Source organism: Aquimarina sp. U1-2 (assembly GCF_017897595.1).
Taxonomy (GTDB): Bacteria; Bacteroidota; Bacteroidia; order Flavobacteriales; family Flavobacteriaceae; genus Aquimarina.
Genome location: NZ_JAGKIK010000018.1, coordinates 13,065 through 32,132 on the forward strand (window position 1 = coordinate 13,065; position 19,068 = coordinate 32,132).

The 19,068-nt window shown below is 35.1% G+C and carries 15 protein-coding genes; 3 read left to right on the forward strand and 12 right to left on the reverse strand.

Features of this window, described 5'->3' with window-relative positions:
- Position 1 precedes the first annotated feature (1 nt).
- The 5 genes from J8281_RS17025 to J8281_RS17045 form a co-directional block, all read right to left on the reverse strand.
- A complete protein-coding gene (locus J8281_RS17025) occupies positions 2-1,570 on the reverse strand; it encodes a HAMP domain-containing sensor histidine kinase (protein WP_210198863.1) in 1,569 nt (522 codons plus the stop codon).
- 84 nt (positions 1,571-1,654) lie between these two features.
- Positions 1,655-2,233 carry a dephospho-CoA kinase gene (gene coaE / locus J8281_RS17030; RefSeq protein WP_210198864.1) on the reverse strand — a complete coding sequence of 193 codons (579 nt, stop codon included), beginning with the start codon at positions 2,231-2,233 and terminating at the stop codon, positions 1,655-1,657.
- An 8-nt stretch (positions 2,234-2,241) separates the two neighbouring features.
- On the reverse strand, positions 2,242-3,201 hold the full coding sequence (locus tag J8281_RS17035) for a CdaR family protein (RefSeq protein WP_210198865.1): 960 nt from the start codon (positions 3,199-3,201) through the stop codon (positions 2,242-2,244).
- A gap of 166 nt (positions 3,202-3,367) precedes the next feature.
- Entirely contained in the window at positions 3,368-4,372 is a 1,005-nt protein-coding gene (locus J8281_RS17040; protein ID WP_210198866.1) for a glycosyltransferase family 2 protein, read from the reverse strand.
- Between the two features lie 229 nt (positions 4,373-4,601).
- Positions 4,602-5,420: an enoyl-ACP reductase gene (locus J8281_RS17045; protein WP_210198867.1), complete on the reverse strand. Its 819-nt coding sequence runs from the start codon at positions 5,418-5,420 to the stop codon at positions 4,602-4,604.
- A 637-nt stretch (positions 5,421-6,057) separates the two neighbouring features.
- On the opposite strand from J8281_RS17045, the gene J8281_RS17050 reads away from it, so the two are divergent.
- Genes J8281_RS17050 through J8281_RS17060 form a run of 3 tightly spaced genes read left to right on the forward strand, consistent with a single transcriptional unit; the run spans position 6,058 to position 11,996 of the window.
- Positions 6,058-9,108, forward strand: coding sequence for an Ig-like domain-containing protein (locus J8281_RS17050; RefSeq protein WP_210198868.1), 3,051 nt, complete (start codon positions 6,058-6,060; stop codon positions 9,106-9,108).
- Between the two features lie 7 nt (positions 9,109-9,115).
- Positions 9,116-10,051 carry a type IX secretion system membrane protein PorP/SprF gene (locus J8281_RS17055; protein ID WP_210198869.1) on the forward strand — a complete coding sequence of 312 codons (936 nt, stop codon included), beginning with the start codon at positions 9,116-9,118 and terminating at the stop codon, positions 10,049-10,051.
- Between the two features lie 10 nt (positions 10,052-10,061).
- On the forward strand, positions 10,062-11,996 hold the full coding sequence (locus J8281_RS17060) for an OmpA family protein (RefSeq protein WP_210198870.1): 1,935 nt from the start codon (positions 10,062-10,064) through the stop codon (positions 11,994-11,996).
- A gap of 22 nt (positions 11,997-12,018) precedes the next feature.
- Here J8281_RS17060 and J8281_RS17065 read toward each other — a convergent pair whose 3' ends face one another.
- The 7 genes from J8281_RS17065 to J8281_RS17095 form a co-directional block, all read right to left on the reverse strand.
- Complete coding sequence (locus J8281_RS17065) at positions 12,019-12,513, reverse strand: CAP domain-containing protein (RefSeq protein WP_210198871.1); 495 nt, start codon at positions 12,511-12,513, stop codon at positions 12,019-12,021.
- Positions 12,514-12,764: 251 nt separating this feature from the next.
- The gene (gene recN / locus J8281_RS17070) at positions 12,765-14,423 is read right to left on the reverse strand and encodes a DNA repair protein RecN (RefSeq protein ID WP_210198872.1); all 1,659 of its coding nucleotides are present in this window, start codon (positions 14,421-14,423) and stop codon (positions 12,765-12,767) included.
- A gap of 80 nt (positions 14,424-14,503) precedes the next feature.
- Positions 14,504-15,391 (reverse strand): DUF4835 family protein, encoded by an 888-nt coding sequence (locus tag J8281_RS17075; RefSeq protein ID WP_210198873.1) that lies wholly within the window; start codon positions 15,389-15,391, stop codon positions 14,504-14,506.
- Complete coding sequence (gene coaBC / locus J8281_RS17080; RefSeq protein WP_210198874.1) at positions 15,384-16,595, reverse strand: bifunctional phosphopantothenoylcysteine decarboxylase/phosphopantothenate--cysteine ligase CoaBC; 1,212 nt, start codon at positions 16,593-16,595, stop codon at positions 15,384-15,386. Before coaBC ends, J8281_RS17075 begins: the two co-directional genes overlap by 8 nt.
- A 4-nt stretch (positions 16,596-16,599) precedes the next feature.
- Positions 16,600-16,932 (reverse strand): DNA-directed RNA polymerase subunit omega, encoded by a 333-nt coding sequence (locus J8281_RS17085; RefSeq protein ID WP_210198875.1) that lies wholly within the window; start codon positions 16,930-16,932, stop codon positions 16,600-16,602.
- 14 nt (positions 16,933-16,946) lie between these two features.
- On the reverse strand, positions 16,947-17,741 hold the full coding sequence (locus J8281_RS17090; protein WP_210198876.1) for an outer membrane protein assembly factor BamD: 795 nt from the start codon (positions 17,739-17,741) through the stop codon (positions 16,947-16,949).
- A 390-nt stretch (positions 17,742-18,131) separates the two neighbouring features.
- The gene (locus J8281_RS17095; protein ID WP_210198877.1) at positions 18,132-19,064 is read right to left on the reverse strand and encodes an ion channel; all 933 of its coding nucleotides are present in this window, start codon (positions 19,062-19,064) and stop codon (positions 18,132-18,134) included.
- Positions 19,065-19,068: the final 4 nt, after the last annotated feature.

Sequence of the window (19,068 nt, forward strand, 5' to 3'; positions counted from 1 at the left end):
TTTATGATATTAACGGTAATTTTATAATAAATGTGGAGCCTTTTCCCCTTTCGCTCTCCACCCAAATTTGACCATGATGGTCATCTATAATTCGTTTAACATAGGTTAATCCCAAGCCATGACCTTTTACATTATGTAAATCTCCCGTATGCTCTCTAAAAAACTTTTCAAAAATCTTTTTTTGAGCTACTTTACTCATTCCAATACCTTGATCACGAACTTTTAAAATAATACTATTTTTTACATTCTCGGTATACATATCTATTTTTGGTTCGTTTTCAGAATATTTTATGGCGTTATCTAAAATATTCACAACAACATTAGTCATATGACTATCATTGGCTAAAACGGTAGTCTTAAGCGCGCCTAAATGTGTTTTTATATATCCGTTTCTACTTTCGACTATAAGAGAAACATGGGTTACTGCATCTTCAATAATGTCGTGTAGCTCTTGTTGCTCCTTTTTTATGTTCAACTCATTTTTCTCCAGTTGTGATATCCTCAACACATTTTCAACCTGAGCATGCATCCTTTTGTTCTCTTCTCGTATCATTCTCATGTACCGATGAACTTTTTCGGGATCACCACCTATTTTTGGATTTTTAATAGAGTCCAATGCCAAATTAATAGTAGCAATAGGCGTTTTTAACTCATGAGTCATATTATTAATAAAATCGGTTTTAATTTGAGATATTTGTCGCTGTTGCAAGAGTTGCGACAAGGCACTGGAATATGCGATTACAATAATCAAAGTAAAAATTATAGATAATATGGCCATTCCTTTAATGGTGGAAAGAACATATTGCTTTTTTCCAGTAAAATTTACATATAGCTGATACTCACTTACGCCCTCATCATCCACAAAAAGAGGTATTGCATATGTACTTGGATAATCCAAACTAAAATCGTCAGAACGTACTTTGGTGGCTAAAGCATTACTATATATTGCGTACTCAAAATCAACTTTTATATCTCGTTCTTCAAGTTCTTTTTTAAGCAAATATTCTATTTCCTTTTTTTGAACTCTTCTATGAATAGGGATAAAACTTGCTATGGCCCCAATTACAATTTCATAGTCCTTACGTTGAAGATCGGTTAACCCTCGAATTCTCTCCAATTTAGACTTCGCACTGCGTTTGGTAACGTCAACTTGTGTATCTTGAGCTGCAATATCTACACTGCGGTTCAAGATATTCCTCAACTTAATGGTGTCAATATTAAAATTGACGAAAGATGAAAACAGTTTGTAATCTTCATCTAAAATACCATTGGCGTAAGCAAAGGACTTCGTTGTATTGTCTATACTTATATCCAAAAGCTCACGAATTGTCTTATCATCTGGGTCTTCTCCTATGCTGTCCATAATTCCCTGTAAAGGGAAAAACATCTCTTCAAATTCTCGATATTGAATTCCGTTAGAAACTGATATCAATATCTGTTTGGCATTAAAAGAAAACTGTTCTTTATTATTCTCAACCGTGTTGTTAATCCAATATCCCTGAACGAAAATAATCCCGATTAATGATAAACTCATAAGGATTATCAGCAATACGAATAACCTTTTATTCATAAACCAAAAGTAAGACTTTAACATTTAGCTACTTTACGGTTTAACCAAATGTTAACAAAATGAAAGATTAAGATTACAAACGTATCATAAGCTTAATTGCATGTGGATTTTATTTACCTGATTTTCAGTGTTTTTAAGGTCATCATTGTGAATTAAAAAATCGGCTAAAGGAATTTTTTTCGAATCTTCCCATTGATTATCAGCTCTAGAAAGTACTTGCTCTCTAGTCACCTCATCTCTCTTTAAAACCCTTTGAATTCTTACTTCTAAAGGTGCAAGCACAAGAATGGTGTGATCACAATTTTTGTATCCGCCATTCTCAAATAATACGGCTGCCTCTTTGATTACGTAACTTCCCGTTTGCTTTTTTTTCCATGCTGCGAAGTGTTTTGCTACAGCAGGATGAACAATGGCATTGAGATGATCTAACTTGTTCTTATCGTTGAAGACAATATCTGCAATATACATTCGATTAAGCTTACCATTTACATAGGATTGGTCTCCTAACAATGCTATAATTTGTTGTTGAACACCAGGATCCAAATTCATTAACTTCTTCGCTTCTTCATCTGCTATATAGGTAGCAACTCCTAAAGAAGCAAACATTTTTGCTACCGTAGACTTACCGCTTCCTATCCCCCCAGTTAATCCTATAGTTTTCATCTTTGCGACTATTTAACTACAACAAATTGAATCTGTTTATCTTGTAAACGCACATCATGAACTGCTTTGGGTCGAGCTATCAATTCTAAAGTAAGAAAGGAACTATCCTCAGAAACTTTAGCGTAATCTGCCACTACCTGAAAATCACGTTCGCTAATTTCATTATAGCTATCAAGCCCTACCCTATACACTATAGAAACATCTTTAGGAAAAATTTTAATGGTAACCCCTTCCGGAACGTTACTTACCGTTATCGGTATTTTTTGATGACCTTCGGTAAATTTGCTCACCAAAATATTCGCTTCAACAACCCCTGGAGATACTTCTATATTAGAAGCTAGATTTGTTTTTTCAATAGATATATCAGCTACATAATCCTGATTTAAGTCCTCTAAAGTCAATAATTCTGTAAATATGGTATTTAAAGTATCTATTATTTTTGAAGGACCGCTAACTTTTACAGAGTCTGGTACCACTACCAGCCCCTTGTCACTTCCGTACCCTGCTGCATATTGAATATCCTCTCTCGCAGTTACGGGGATCATTTTCTCTAAACTCACATCGAGTTTTAATCGTAAACTATCCTTCTGCAACTCAAGAATTCGACCCTTAAAATCAAGTTTATTTTTTAATATTGAAGATTCCTTATTGACATGAAAATAATATTGATCTTCTCTGCTTGAGGCAGCATCGTCTACATTAAATTCTAACGCTGGTTGTTTCCAGTGATGATTCATTAATCGAAAACCGTTTCCATTAAGGGTCATACGTAAAGTTTGATCGCTTTCTTCATTAAAAATTCTATCTTCTGGAATATTGACATAGGTAATACCAACCTCTACTTCTTGTGTATAATTTTTTGAAAACTGAATTAACAACCAAAGTATTGAAGTAAATACCAAAAAAAATAGAAACGTCTTTACGTTACTTTTTTTGAATGAGAAATTCTTTTTTGTTCTGTCAGACATAGCATGCTACTTTTTGAATACCAGTTACGCTACTTAAAAAGAACTGGTCAAACTGAATTGATGTCAGCTTCTCATCTAATTTTTTAAGAATGAAATTTATGCAACCTTGAATCAAGCTCAGGATGATTTTAATTGTACTATGAGGTAGCGTAGAGAACATATGTATTTACTCTTTAAAAAACAACTTCGGAAATTGCTCCTCAGGATCTTTTTTAAGTAGATGAATATAATAATAAGATGTGAAGAATCCTTTTCCGTAGCCATAAAATTGTATCAAAACAGCTAGAATCGACTGTATGGCTATAGAAATGTTCTTAAAAGTTATATATGCGCCTATACCAATTGTAACCAAATATAAGCCCAAAAACGCCATAAAGTACCAAAATCCTAAAATTAGAGCACCAATGGATATCGCCAGATAGAGTATGAAAAAAGTAGGAAACCAATAGGTGATTTTTGATGTTTCGGGATGCCAATGCGTTAAAATAGGTCTTACCAACCCAAATTTGCGCACCTGCGTATGAAACTTCTTCCAGGAAATTCTTCTCTTATGAAATACTTTGGCATCTGGAATTAAGGCAGTCGTAAATCCTAATTTCCAAAGTCTAATGGTAAGGTCTGGATCTTCTCCCGGATGAATGTTCCCGAATCCTTTGGAAGCTTGAAAGGCTTCTTTAGATAATCCCATATTAAAACTTCGGGGTTCGAACCTGTTCACAGCATTTTTGCGACCTCTTATCCCACCGGTAGTAAGGTATGAAGTCATGCTGAAGCTTATTGCTTTTTGCAGATTTGAAAAGCTCTGGTGAGCATCATCTGGACCTCCAAAACAGTGTACATAATTTTTTTGTAAGAAACTCTCAACTTTTAATAAGTAACTCTTAGGCAAAATTACATCGCTATCCAAAATAAGGTAATAATTACCTTTGGCTTTTTGCATACCAAAATTACGAGAATCGCCTGGCCCTGTATTCGGTTTTTGATAATAGCTAATTGACAACCGATCCTTAAAACTCTCGATACAATCTGCAGATGTCTCAAATGAACCGTCTTCTACAATAACTATTTCAAAATCTTTATTGTACTCTAAAGCCAACATACTTTGTAAAAGCTCTTCAATTTCTTTTGGTCGGTTGTATACCGGAACAATAAAAGAAAAGTTCAGTTTCATCTAGCTACTTTAATTTTTTATGCAAAAATATGACATACATAAACTACTACAAGACAAGCCCAGAAGGCATTCATTGAAAACAATTTTTCAATTTCGAAGCAAGCCACGTAATATTATACCTTTTGGCGGTGCCAATACACTATAGCTCAACTGGTAAGAATGCGCAAATGATTTTGAAGATCCAAAAACAAATTTCAAGATCTATTTTACTTCAAGGTAGCCAGATGGTCTATTCTTCCTCTACAAACTTATCCATAACCAATTGACTTACTCCCATGTTAGAGAACCCTCCATCGTGATATAAATTTTGAAGTGTCACTTTTTTGGTAAGATCAGAAAATAAGGTTACTGTATAATCTGCACATTCTGCAGCAGTAGCGTTGCCTAGTGGAGACATTTTATCGGCATAGGCTATGAAACCATCAAATCCTTTTACTCCTTTGCCGGCAGTGGTAGGTGTAGGAGATTGCGATATGGTATTTACTCGTACCTTTTTATCTCTACCAAAGAAATAGCCAAAACTACGTGCAATAGATTCTAAATAGGCTTTGTTATCTGCCATGTCGTTATAATCGGGAAATACTCTTTGTGCTGCCATATAGGTTAAAGCGACAATACTTCCCCACTCATTCATAGCCTCTTTCTTGTATAATGTCTGCATGGTTTTATGAAAAGATAACGCCGACACGTCCCATCCCTTTTCGCTAAAGCTATAATTGAGATCTGTATAATGTCGTCCTTTTCTAACATTGACAGACATTCCTATAGAATGTAACACAAAGTCAATTTTACCTCCTAGAATCTCCATAGATTTTTCTACAAGATTTTCTAAATCTTCTAGCGATGTAGCATCTGCCGGTATAATTTGTGCATTTGTTTTCTCGGCCAATGTATTAATAGCTCCCATACGCATAGCAACCGGAGCATTGGTAAGCACAAAGCTCGCTCCTTCTTCAAACACGCGTTCGGCTGTTTTCCAAGCGATTGAGCTTTCATCAAGTGCACCAAAAATAATTCCTCTTTTACCTTTTAATAAATTGTGTGACATTTAGTTGTAAATTAAAGTATAGTTCTACAAGGAAGTAAAGATAACAAAACGACCCAAACCAGCGCTGTTCAAATATAGAATTTAGCACTATAACAGTATTCGTTTATTACCTTTACTTAATTGACCTATACCGTAACAGAACCGTTTACGTATCAGAATAAAAACCACTTGCTTTGAGAATCAAGAAACTAGATTGTATTTTGTGTAGGCTCTTAGTTCTACTAACATCAGCAATTTAAGTATGTATACCAAAAGGGGCATTTTACCCTATCAAAAAGGGTCAAAAATTGAGCATTTGAGTCAAAAATTAGAAACGAAATAATTGATTATTTCACTTTTAAAATATACTTTTGACTAGAAATCTTTCCCCCGTTAGCGCTCAATTAGATTCCCAAATACTTGTTGAGCGATATTAGATATTTTATTTTGATATGCCCTATTCTTTGCAAAAAGAATGATCTGAATAAGAACTTAACTTCATCATATCGTAGCATCTTATCTATACAATAGGTAATGATTCTATTTTCAAAACTGATGTTCATTTATGCCTGTGGTACTTATATGCAACTTTTGTTGAGATATAATGTATTAGAGTTTAAAATTTTCACAACACATAAATCATGACAATCAAGGGCCTATGAAAAAAACTACTTTAGACCTATCTCTTAGAGAAACCATTTTAATTGCTCACATTGCTATTTTTTATCTCGCTTTTTTTCAATCTTATGGTAATGCTTCTTATTTGATTTCAGATAACTATACTGACATTCGTTTCGCTATAGAAAATGATTCAGTAGCTAATCATCGGGTAGAGAAACCTCAATTAAGAGAAATCTCTATGGGTAATGAGCAATATAAAGATGTCTACGTAAGTGCTTTTCTATCTGCAGATAGATATGACAATGCACCCGTACTTTCCAATTTGGAAGAGCGTACGAAAATGCTACAGGTAACCATAGTAAAAATTCAGGATGCTACAACTACTGGGTCTTGTTGCAACGGTATAGCTAAAGTTATCGCCACCGGCGGAACACCTGGTTACACCTACCGATGGCATGATTCTGCTCGAAACCAAACAACCGCAAAAGCAATTGGCTTGACCAGCAGGTATCACTGTGTGACGGTTACAGATGGTAGTGGAGCTGAAATTACTAAAGCCGTAAAAATCAATTGCATTGATGATTGCAAAATTTCTTTAACACATGCAATAAGTGACGTTTCTTGCGTAGGGGAAGCTACAGGAAAGATTGATTTATGTGTACGCAATGGAACCCCACCCTACACCTTTACTTGGGATACCGGTGCTACGACTGAAGATCTTATAGATGTCGTTGCAGGTGAATATACTGTTACTGTAGAAGATGCAAATAATTGCTCTTTTACCGAAACATATACGGTTACCGAACCTTTGCAACCGCTAACACTTGCTATAACCTCTAATCCCAAAAACCCTTGTAACGAACCGGGCAGGCTAATTGTTTGCGGAAGAGGTGGAACAGCTCCATACTCATACTCGATAGATGACAGAAATACTTTTCAAACTAGTGGGAGTTTTAAAGACTTAGATCCAGGGCGTTATCATATTATTGTGCGTGATGCTAATGAATGTGAAACCTTACGGTGTATTGATGTTACTACCAATTGTACCGAAGCAATAACCGACATTAACAATACATTTATGAATACCCCGGTATCTGGCAGTGTGCTAACCAATGACAAAGATCTTGAAGGCGATACACAAAAGGTGATAACAACAACTGTCACAACTGCGACAGGTATAGTGGTGACTATAGATCCTGATACTGGTACATATACCTATGCCCCTCCTTCAAATTTTATTGGTGAAGATACTTTTGAATATACTATTGTTGATAATGGTAATCCTATGGCTAAAGATACTGCTATGGTATATATTGAAGTACTTCCAAAGCAAAATATAACTAATCGTCCTCCGATTGCCAATGTAGACGCTGTTTCTACGAATATAGATACCGAAGTTACAGGAAATGTGCTTATTAATGATTTTGATCCAGATCGCGATGAGTTAACCATTACCACAAGCGCTGTGACTACCACAGAAGGGATCCCAATTACAATCGACACGAATACAGGAATATTTACGTATACACCCCCTTTAGGATTCATTGGAGAAGATACTTTTGAGTATACCATTTGTGACAACGGTGATTCTACCATATGCGATACTGCTCTTGTAACGATTACTGTGTTTAATACATCAAATAACAGTACCTACGCTAACGATGATGCCTATTTTGTTACCGAATGCGAAACCCTATCTGGCAATGTACTAGATAATGACTTTGATCCCGAAGGAGATACTCAAATCGTAGCCATTCGACCTTTGCATAGCGTAAATAATGGTGTTCTAACCATAAATGAGACAGGGGCGTTTACATATGTACCTAATTCACAATTTGTAGGTACAGATAGTTTTGTGTATACCGTTTGCGATACAGGTAATCCCGAAGCTTGTGATCAAGCCACAGTATACTTTACAATTTCAGATAATGTACCACCAGATATAGTTTCTTGCACTACTACCAACACTACTATTGAGTGTAGCGGTATGGACAATGAGGCCATCGCAGACAACTGGAACTTAGATAATATCGAGCAGTTATCATCCTGCATATCGAATGCTTGCGGAACCGATTTTAATGGAACAATCTCCTCTAATTATGATTTCAACTCTTTGATACCCTCTTGTGGTTTGGGAGGAACACTAGAAGTTACCTACACGATAAGCGATGAGAATGATAATAGCACCACATACGCAGCAACGTTAACTCTAATTGACACCACACCACCTGCTCTTGAAAGTTGTGTACTCGAAGATATAAACCTGGAATGTTCTGCTTTAAATGCTCAAGAATTAGCAGATCAATGGGACGTTGATAATATACTACTTCTTGAATCTTGTGTAACAGATGGCTGTAGCGAAAATTCTTTCACAGTGACCTCTAACTATGACTTTACCAGGATTGAAGACGGAACTTTAACTGTAGATTATATCGTTACAGATGAATGTAATAACTCAAATACTATAACCTCTCAACTCCGCTTAGATAATAACGATACGATTGCTGCAAGTGATATCAGTTTATGTGCAGCTAGTGACATAGAGTCACAGATAGTAGATTTATTCGACCTGATTGAGGGCGAAATTAACTTCGACGGCACCTGGGAGGTAATATCAGGAAATGCTACCATTATCGACAATCAGTTTTTTGATCCATTAACTGTAGCGTTATCGGGCCAAAATGATTCAGAGACTATCACTCTTGGCTATACCGAGGATAGTTCGGGATGCCCAATTTATGTAGAAACCGAAATCGAAGTACACAATCGCTGTGCAGTTTTTGCCTGTGGAGACGAGGATATCAAAATTTCAAAGGTACTTACACCAAATGGTGATTCCTTTAACGAATTTTTTATAGTTGATGGCGTAGAAGAGTGTAATTATGTGATTGATTTAAAAATTCTAAATCGATGGGGCGCTCTTGTGTATCAATCCCAGAATTACAAAAATGATTGGAACGGTACATCTTCCCAAGCTTCGATTGGAACTGCCGATCAAGTACCCACAGGAACGTACTACTACATCGTCACACTAAACAATAGTGGACTTCAACCCTTTAGCGAACCATTTTACATAGGAACTAAATAACTAATTGATGACAATCTTAAAGCAAACAATAACAGTAGTAGCACTGTTCATTAGTTCATTGGCATTTACACAGCAATTACCGCAATTCACCCAATACATGTTTAATACTATTTCGATAAATCCTGCCTATGCAGGGAGTCGTGAAACACTTAGCATTGTCGGGTTGCATAGAAGTCAGTGGACAGGTATAGAAAGGGGGCCGCAAACACAAACTTTATCAGCGCATGCTCCTCTAAAAAATGAAAAAGTTGGACTTGGTGTTTCGGTTATTCGAGATGCAGTTGGATTTGAAAATTATCTATTTCTCTACGGAGATTTTTCTTATACCTTAAATCTTAGTGAACAAACAAAATTAGCCCTGGGCGTTAAAGCCGGTGCTACGCATTATAACCTGGATCAGGAATTTTTAAATGACCCTGCTGTCTCAGAAGATCCATTTTTTGGTAATTATGCAAATCGTTGGAACCCTAATATCGGTGCAGGATTATATCTACATTCTAAGATGTGGTATCTTGGAGCCTCTGCCCCAAGATTGTTAACTATCGATAATAACCGAAGTGAAACATCTGGAGTAGACTATGTCGCCCTAGAACGGGTTGGGTATTATTTTACAGGAGGCTATGTTTTCAATCTAGGTGCAAATACAAAACTAAAGCCTTCTACATTGGTAAAAGTTACTAACGGAGCACCTCTTTCTGTAGACCTTAATGCCAATCTACTCTTTTTTGAGAAGTTTTGGATTGGAGGGTCTTACCGATACAATGAAGACACTTCGTCTGTTGGAGCCATAGCAGATGTACAAGTCACTAAACAACTAAGAGTAGGTTATGCATATGAGCATTTTGTTTCAGATTTAAGGCCCTTTTTAGGGGCTACCCACGAAATATTACTCATATACGAGATATTTAATGATCGACGTGTTAAATCCCCTAGATATTTTTAATTATAACATTATGAAAAGCAAAACAGGTTTACTTTTATTTCTCTTTTTTAGCATATCTATTTATGCACAAAAAGTTAAGGTTGCAGATAAATATTTCAGAGATTTTGCCTACATGAAAGCTGTAGAACTTTATATCGAAAGTCTGAAGAAAGAAGATAGCAGCAAACATGTACTTACCAGAATTGGTGACTGCTACTACAACAATTCAAATTCTGAAAAAGCAAATTATTGGTATCAAAAAGCGATCAATAACTATGACGATGTTCACCCTGAGTATGTGTATAAATATATACAAACATTACGAAGTTTAGGTCAATATGAAGAAGCGAATACTTGGCTAAATGAGTTTAAAAAGCTTCAGAAAAATGGTGAATATGTACGCGGCATTGAAAGAGTGAGCCTGGAGAAATTTCAAGAGTTATCGGCTTCCAAAGATTCGCGTATTAGGGTAATCAATTTAAATTCCAATACAAAATATGCAGATTTTGGTGGTGTAGAAAAAGATGGTACTTTCTTTTTTACATCATCTAGAAAAGATGATCAGTCCACATCAAAAATGAAAATTTACAAATGGAACGGTGAGCCTTTTTTAAATATGTATACATCCAAAATTAATAGAGTAGATTCATTAGTTGATATTAGTGATGTAACTCCCATAGCATCAGATAACATTAATCTGGTAAACGAGCACGAAGGAGTGCTTACTATGACCAAGGATGGCAAAACCTTATATTTTACAAGAAATAATGTGAACAAGAGAAAAAATACTTCTTATGATAAAAAAGGCACTTCAAATTTAAAAATATACCGAGCTCAGTTACAGAATGATCAATGGACTGCTATCGAAGAATTGCCGTTTAATGATAAAACATTTTCTACAGGTCACCCTGCATTAAGCCCTGACGAAAAAACATTATTTTTTGTTTCTGACAGAGCGGGAGGTTTTGGTCAAACAGATATTTACAAAGTAGCCATACGCGATGATGGTTCTTTTGGAAATGTAGAGAATCTAGGAGAGAAGATTAACACTGAAGGCAGAGAGGTTTTTCCATTTGTAGCCAAAGATACTACACTTTATTTTTCTTCAGACAATCATATTAATCTAGGTCTTTTGGATATATTTTCTTCAAATATTCTGAAAAAGAAAACTGAAGAAGAGGTTGAAGTCAACAACATAGGAGCTCCTTTTAACAGTGGATATGATGATTTTGCTTTTTTTACTAACCCTAACGGTGATTCTGGTTATTTTTCATCGAATAGAATGGGCGGTAAAGGAAGTGATGACATCTATGCTTTTGATCGTTACGAATGTCAACAATCGCTACTAGGTACTACGTATAATAAGCGAACTTCTGAAATATTACCTAATACGACTGTACAGCTAATAGATCAAACAGGTAAAATCATAAGTACAACCACATCAAATGAACAAGGTGTGTATACCTTCGAAGAAATTTCGTGTGAAAAAACATATACGGTTCTAGCTTCGAAAAAAGATTTCAGGTCTGATAATCAACAGTTTTCAACCTCTACAGTTAATGCATTTGAGAATACACTAGACATATATCTAAGTCCATTAATTATCGATAAAGAAGTGGTACTCAACCCCATTTATTTTGATTTCGATAAATATGAAATTAGACCTGACTCTGCTTACGAATTAGAAAATCTGGTAAATGTGATGAAAGATAACCCCAATATGGTGATTCATATAGAATCTCATACCGATAATCGTGGATCAGACAGATATAATATGAGATTGTCTGAAAAACGTGCTAATGCTACAAAAAATTATATTTTATCCAGGGGTATTGATCCCTCTAGAGTTCCTGTAGCAGTTGGCTATGGCGAATCTCAATTATTACACGATTGTAAACGTTGTACTGAAAAAGAACATGAAGAAAACCGACGATCGATTTTTAAAATTAATACTAATTTTCTTTAATTTTTAAAAGTTTGATGTGTGACTAATTTTTCATAAAGATATTGGTAAAATACAATACGCCTTCACTATTTTGTTCTACCGAAATATCAAAATGCGTAAAATCACCTTCTATGGTACGTCTATGCCCTTCGCTTTTTAGCCAGGCATCAACAACAGCGGCAGCAGATGAATAGCCGTATCCAACATTCTCTCCTACTTTGGTGGCGCCTTCACTATCGACAAGGTAGTTTCTTCTGGTATGAAAATAATCATGAGACATCGTATTACTTTCTACCATATACATGGTGTGTAGATAGGCTTGTGATTTAATGGTTGAAGAAGGTTGTAGAAATGATAACTGCAGAGAAGATCTGTATGCATTTATTTGTTCTAAAATTTCTGTTTCAATCGGTTTGACTTTGGGAATGTAGAATTCTTTATCCGTATTAGAAAGAGTATCATCAACATCTTCTGCAGAACAGGATACCAATAAAAATACTATAGAAATGATCGAGCAAAGTCTAATAGGCAATTTCATCTGTTTCTTTCTATTTTTTTTAATAGTTAGATGAGATCGCCATTTAATAAAGTAGGTAGGTATTACATTCATTGATAGGGCATATTTCATAATTTGGGGCTTGTAGATCTGAAACTACAACGATGAAATTACAAAATAATTATACCTATAAATGTGAAATAATGTTAAAATCGATAAAAAACATACTTTTCATCGATTAAAAATGAGTATTATCGATCAAACAACCAAAAACTACCGGTTAGAAAAATATGCTAATTTAATTTTAATAAGGCTTTAGCATGTAATAAAGCAGATTCTGAAATGTTCTTTCCTCCTATCATTTCTGCGATTTCCTGAACACGTCCATCTTGATTTAATAACTTAAGTTGTGTTACTGTAGCATTATTAATATCTTCTTTAAATACCTTGTAATGGCTCTGTCCGTTTGCTGCGATCTGTGGTAAATGTGTAATACTAAACACTTGTAAATTTTTACTCATATCCATCATGAGATCAGCCATTTTTTGAGCGACTTCTCCAGATACCCCGGTATCTATTTCGTCAAAGATTAGTGTAGGTAATTGTGCATATCTCGACAAAATTGCTTTAATAGCAATCATAATTCTTGATAATTCTCCGCCAGAAGCTACCTTTTTTAGTACACCATAAGAAGCGCCTTTGTTTGCAGAAAATAGAAAATCAAGCACTTCTTTACCATTAGGCAAATACTTTTCTTGTAAATGAAGAGAAGCTTTAAAACTTGCATTAGGCATTCCCAGTGCTTTGAGAATATTTTCAAGTTCGGCAACTAGATTAGGAAGCGCTTTTTTTCTTTTATGATGAATTTTACCAGCTAAGTCATCTAATTGAGATTGGATTTTTTCTATTTCAGATTTTAGGGTTGCTATATCTTCAGAAAGTGATTCTGTTTTCGACACTTTATCGCTAAGTTGATCCTTGAGATCAATAAGCTCTTCTATAGAGGTGACTTTATGTTTGACTTGTAGATTATGTAATACTTGCAGACGTTGACCAACTTCTTCTAATTGTTGGGGATCGGCTTCAAGTTTTTCAAGTTCGTTAGTTAAAGATTCTTGTATATCGTCTAACTCTATAGCAACACTTTGCATTCTGGTAGAAAGCGTTGCTAACGTATTTGAATATGTTGCTATCTTAGAAAGATTACTTTTTATAGTATTTAACTGATCGGCAACTCCTATTTCTTCCGAAGAAATAACTGAAACAGCACCAGATAATCGTTCTTGAATTTCTTCGACATTGTTTAATTGCTCATAACGCTCTTCTAAGGTAATTAATTCTCCTTTTTGAAGTTGAGCTTCTTCTAATTCTTTTAAAAGAAATGCATTATACTCATACTCTTTGGTGAAATTTTCTTGGCTCGACACTAAAACAGCTACAGCTTTCTCTTTCTTCTTTAACAAATCCAATCCTCTTTTATAAGAGTCGATTTCTCGATCTGCGTTGGCTAACGCATCTAACACCTCGAACTGAAAATCATTGGTAGTAACTTCTAGCGTTTGATGTTGACTGTGAATATCGATAAGTTTTACCCCTAAAGCCCCTAACGACTGCAAGGTTACAGGAGTATCATTTACAAAAGCCCTGGATTTTCCCGAAGGCAAAATTTCTCTACGAATAATAGTTTCATCCTCATAATCCAGTGCTTCTGCCTCAAAAAAAGAAGATAAATTGTAGTGTTGTATGGCAAATGTACCTTCGATCACACATTTTTGTGAATTATCTTTAACACTACTTAAGTCTGCACGCTTCCCTAATAATAAGCCTAGGGCTCCTAATAAAAGTGATTTTCCCGCACCGGTTTCTCCTGTAATAGTAATCAGTCCAGCATCAAACGATACTTGGAGTTGTTCTATAAGTGCAAAATTCTTTATGGAAAGACCTTTAAGCAAGGGATAGCGAAATTTTTATGATTTGAAGCGTAAATATACTATAGTTTCAAAAAGGTTTAGCGGATTTGCTTTCAATTTTTTTAAAACTTTATATCTTTCCAGTTATCTGTATACGTAGGTGCTATTTTGTTGAGCGTGGTAATCGTATCAGCAATATTAACCGAGGGACCACCAGATAAAATACTAGAAATTTCGTCTGCTTTTGCGTCGAAGAAAACACGCATAATATAGGAATTTGGTCTTACGTTATGCATTTTTTCTAGAGACTCCATAGCCTCAGTAACAGTCTGCTTTCCCTTTTTTACATTGTTATGCATGATATCAAGTCCTTCTCTATGATAGGTATACATTGCTGATCTATATCCGTCAAAAGTACCAGACAGCAAATCATCGTTTAATCTGAACCTAGATTGGTTTCCATCCTGAGCGTTCCAGCCAAGTGCATTACTACTTTGCGCATTTCCTACGATATTTTTGGCCTCTTCATAATATGATGTTCCACCATTAAGCTCAAAAGTATCAGCATCTACTCCAAGAATCATGTATAAATAGAAAGAAACTACAGAGATTAAGTTAGATTCAAAATTATTCGGATTGTAATTTAAAGGCTGAAATTCTAGATAGTTAAAATTAAACTGCTTATCATTTATATTAAATATGGCGGTTTTATAATTTGATCCATAAACCGGTCGTGAAGCTTGAACTTGTAAAGTCGCATTAAAGAAATCATTATCAAAATTTGCGATCGTAATAAAAAAACTACAATCAATACGCTCTTCGGTGCGATAATCGGTGGTGGTCCATTTTGTATTATTAATAAACTCTGCCAACTCGCGTTCCAGAGTTTTAAATACCTGTAAATTTGCATTTCCCGTTTGCTCGGCATTTACCAGAACCTTGGCATTAAACTCCTGGGCACTCACACTAAAACCAATTGCTAATGCTACAATTAATAAAAATTTATTCATTTTTAAGCAAATTAATTTCGTCGAATATATCTTCAGCTACTTCAGACTTTGTTTTTAAATCAAACGCTTTAGTCTCTAATTTATGATTAATTAAAGTTATTTTATTCGTCTGTTCTTTAAAACCGGCGCCTTTATCGTTTAGAGAATTAAGCACAATCAAATCTAGGTTTTTACTTTTTAATTTTTTGATAGCGTTTTTTTCTTCATGTTCTGTTTCTAAAGCAAAACCAACCAGAAATTGATCTTTCTTTACTGATCCCATCCATTTCAAAATATCTGGAGTCCGTTCGAGAGCTATAGAAAAATCGGCTGCTGTTTTCTTAATTTTCTGCGCTTCAACGTGCTTCGGTCTATAATCTGATACGGCTGCAGATGCAATAGCCAGATCACAATTATCATAATTTTTGACTACTGCCGCATACATTTCTTCGGCATTTACTACAGGAATTAAGGTGATCAAATCATGAGTTACAGATAATGCGGAAGGACCTAGCACAAGAACAACTTCTGCTCCACGATTAGCTGCTGTTTTGGCAAGTTCTATACCCATTTTACCGCTAGAGTGATTTCCTATAAACCGAACAGGATCTATAGCCTCATATGTTGGCCCTGCAGTAATTAAAACTTTTTTTCCTTGTAAAGGTAGTTTACACAGTATATCATTTTCAATAAAAGTAACAATACTTTGCGGTTCTGCCATTCTACCTTGACCAACTAATCCGCTAGCCAACTCACCAGATGTAGCCGGTATCATTATATTACCAAAACTCTGAAGTTTAGAAAATGTAGCATGCGTAGACGGGTGATTGTACATATCCAGATCCATCGCCGGAGCAAAATAAACCGGAGACTTTGCAGATAAATAGGTCGCTAGTAATAGATTATCACTAGCTCCAGAAGCCATTTTTGATAACGTATTTGCGGTGGCAGGAGCTATTAAAATTAGATCTGCCCACATCCCAAAATCTACATGATTATTCCATACTGCATTTTCGTCTTCTTCATCAACAAATGAAGAATAAACGGGCCTTTTCGACAGTGTAGATAAGGTAAGCGGAGTTACAAAATCTTTAGCAGCCGGTGTCATGATGACCTGCACTTCTGCACCGGCTTTTATAAAAAGACGTACTAAAGCAGCTGTTTTATATGCGGCAATACCGGCGGTGACACCAATTAAAATCTTTTTACCGCTTAAAACAGACATAGTTTTAAAGAGATTCTGTGTCTGTTTTGGTATTTCGGTGGTAGATTTTATCTTCTAACCATTCTTGCACTGCCAAAGCATGAGGTTTGGGTAATCTTTCATAAAACTTTGACACTTCGATCTGCTCTTTATTTTCAAAAATCTCTTCAAGACTATCATTATACGTAGCAAACTCGTCAAGTTTTTCTAGTAATTCCTTTTTGATATCGGTATTAATTTGCGTCGCTCGTTTCGATATAATCGATATGGCCTCGTAAATATTATCAGTCGGTTGATCAATTCGATTTTTATCGATGGTAGTTGTATTTACAGGAGCATTACTTTTTTTCAAATCCATTATTGCGGTATTATCTAATTGTATTGTTCTAATCTATTGCGTATATCTATTCCGATCGTTTCGGCTTTCTCCAGATATTCACCTTCGTTTTTATAGTATTTTTTATAATTATTATAATATTGTTGTGCTATTTCCAGACGACCTTCTACTAAATTTTCATAACTCCCAATGGCTAGAAGATATTCTGATTCGAGTTTGTAATACAATACGTTTTCTCTAAAAACAGAACCTGGATAATCTACTAAATAGTTGTCAAAAGCTGCAATAGCTACTTTATAATCTTCCCTATGATGGTATTGCTTTGCAATTTCGTATGCCTTTCTTTCCTTCTTTTCCCTAAGCTCTGATACCATTGCATTTGCCTCCTTCAACTTTTCGCTATCGGGGTATGTATTAATGTAATTCTGCAATTTTTCTATCGCTTTTGTTGTCTCTTCCTGATCGAGTGTATGTCTAGGAGATAATTCATAATAGCTTTTTGCACTTTTGAAGGAAGCATCTTCTACTTTATCACTGCGTGGATAGGATTTTGTAAATCGCTCAAACTGATATCCCGCTAAATAGAAATCTTCTAATTGATAATAGGTATCAGCATAATAATACATTATTCTTTCAGCTTGTGGTTTTCCTCTGTATTGAGGCACTATCTGTTCAAAAAGACGAAGTGCTTTTTTATACTTCCCTGCTTTATAAAGATTTTCTGCAGCTTTGTATTTAACCGCCACGTCATCATCTTTTAAAACTTGTTGGTATTCGCTGCAAGATCCTAAAATCAGTACAAAAATAAGTAAAAACAATAATTTATTCATATACAAAAAACATCTGGCAAAAATAGCTATTTCTACCGTATTACAAAAACTTTAATTTGAACTGGTTTAAACTTTTTGAATTTAACCCGGTTTATGCATTAGAATTTCGTTATGAGGTTTGAAAATGCAATAAAACCAAGTATTTTCTAAGTTTCAGCATAGCATCGCTACGGTGAAACTTAAAAATACAACGTAGTGCTTGGTTTTGCAGCAGTTTAAAGCCGTAATAGATTTTCTAATGCATAAAGCGGATTTAAGTAAAAAATGAAAGTTTAAACCTGGATTATGCAGTAGAACTTCGTTGTGAAATTTTCTAATACATAAAGCGGGTTAAACCAGTTCTTTATCCAAATAACTTGAAATACATGTCATTGTTGCATATTTGTATATCTAATTATGCTCATTGGTAATGGCTGTCGTTTGGTCCAGTTTGTCATGATCGAGAATGGTATAGCCGTCTTCATCAAAATAAAAAGCTTCTACAAACTCTTTATCGTGTTGTATATTTTTAAGAATATAGGAATGTGCCTGATGTACTTCTTGAGTAAAAGATTCGTCATAATAGGTTATGAGTAACAAAATTTCTCCATGAAGCTGAGATAATTCTTGTCTGTCAAAATCATACAACGGACTAGACTCATCGATAGCATGAACTACAGTCCATGTAGTTGGCAAATATGTAATTGAATTTCTTTCGAGCTTTAGGTTATAGAAATTATTGACATATTTCTTATCTTCACCTTGTTGCGTTAAAGATAATGTAGCTTCTATTCTGGGCCTAATCATGATGTTGGTACTTCGACTCATCAATCGGAACATAATGCAATCTACCTCTTTAAATTTTCTCAAAATTATGCTTTCGCTAAATTGAATATTAGCTTTGGGTTTTGAAAATCGCCCATATAGCAACCCGGTAACGAACGAAAAACTTAGCAAGCCTATCAAAGCTTCGAACGATGATATAACTCCTAAAAGCATACCTTTTGGTGCCATTTTACCATACCCTACTGTCGTAATAGTCTGAGCTGAAAAAAAGAATGCATTCCAAAAGTCTCCAAAAAAGTTACCGGTAGATTTAGTTATACCTGAAATACCAATACAAAGATATACTGTAGCAAAAACAACATTAATTGATATATATCCTAAAAGCACCCATAGAAAGAACTTGCTCCAAGATATACTTATGAGATACTCATAACTTTCAGATACAGAACTTGGCCTATTGACGTGTTTAATATTAAATGATCCGTCAGAACTAATGAAACGCTTTGCTCTTTTATTAGAGCTCATCCCTACTCCTGGATCTTTAATCTTTTTAGCCATGGTG

What these genes read in the sequence shown, in the direction of transcription:
- J8281_RS17025 (WP_210198863.1), bottom strand. Translation starts at nt 1,570, where the DNA reads ATGAATAAAAGGTTATTCGTATTGCTGATAATCCTTATGAGTTTATCA.
- coaE (WP_210198864.1), bottom strand. Translation starts at nt 2,233, where the DNA reads ATGAAAACTATAGGATTAACTGGGGGGATAGGAAGCGGTAAGTCTACG.
- J8281_RS17035 (WP_210198865.1), bottom strand. Translation starts at nt 3,201, where the DNA reads ATGTCTGACAGAACAAAAAAGAATTTCTCATTCAAAAAAAGTAACGTA.
- J8281_RS17040 (WP_210198866.1), bottom strand. Translation starts at nt 4,372, where the DNA reads ATGAAACTGAACTTTTCTTTTATTGTTCCGGTATACAACCGACCAAAA.
- J8281_RS17045 (WP_210198867.1), bottom strand. Translation starts at nt 5,420, where the DNA reads ATGTCACACAATTTATTAAAAGGTAAAAGAGGAATTATTTTTGGTGCA.
- J8281_RS17050 (WP_210198868.1), top strand. Translation starts at nt 6,058, where the DNA reads ATGAAAAAAACTACTTTAGACCTATCTCTTAGAGAAACCATTTTAATT.
- J8281_RS17055 (WP_210198869.1), top strand. Translation starts at nt 9,116, where the DNA reads ATGACAATCTTAAAGCAAACAATAACAGTAGTAGCACTGTTCATTAGT.
- J8281_RS17060 (WP_210198870.1), top strand. Translation starts at nt 10,062, where the DNA reads ATGAAAAGCAAAACAGGTTTACTTTTATTTCTCTTTTTTAGCATATCT.
- J8281_RS17065 (WP_210198871.1), bottom strand. Translation starts at nt 12,513, where the DNA reads ATGAAATTGCCTATTAGACTTTGCTCGATCATTTCTATAGTATTTTTA.
- J8281_RS17075 (WP_210198873.1), bottom strand. Translation starts at nt 15,391, where the DNA reads ATGAATAAATTTTTATTAATTGTAGCATTAGCAATTGGTTTTAGTGTG.
- coaBC (WP_210198874.1), bottom strand. Translation starts at nt 16,595, where the DNA reads ATGTCTGTTTTAAGCGGTAAAAAGATTTTAATTGGTGTCACCGCCGGT.
- J8281_RS17085 (WP_210198875.1), bottom strand. Translation starts at nt 16,932, where the DNA reads ATGGATTTGAAAAAAAGTAATGCTCCTGTAAATACAACTACCATCGAT.
- J8281_RS17090 (WP_210198876.1), bottom strand. Translation starts at nt 17,741, where the DNA reads ATGAATAAATTATTGTTTTTACTTATTTTTGTACTGATTTTAGGATCT.
- J8281_RS17095 (WP_210198877.1), bottom strand. Translation starts at nt 19,064, where the DNA reads ATGGCTAAAAAGATTAAAGATCCAGGAGTAGGGATGAGCTCTAATAAA.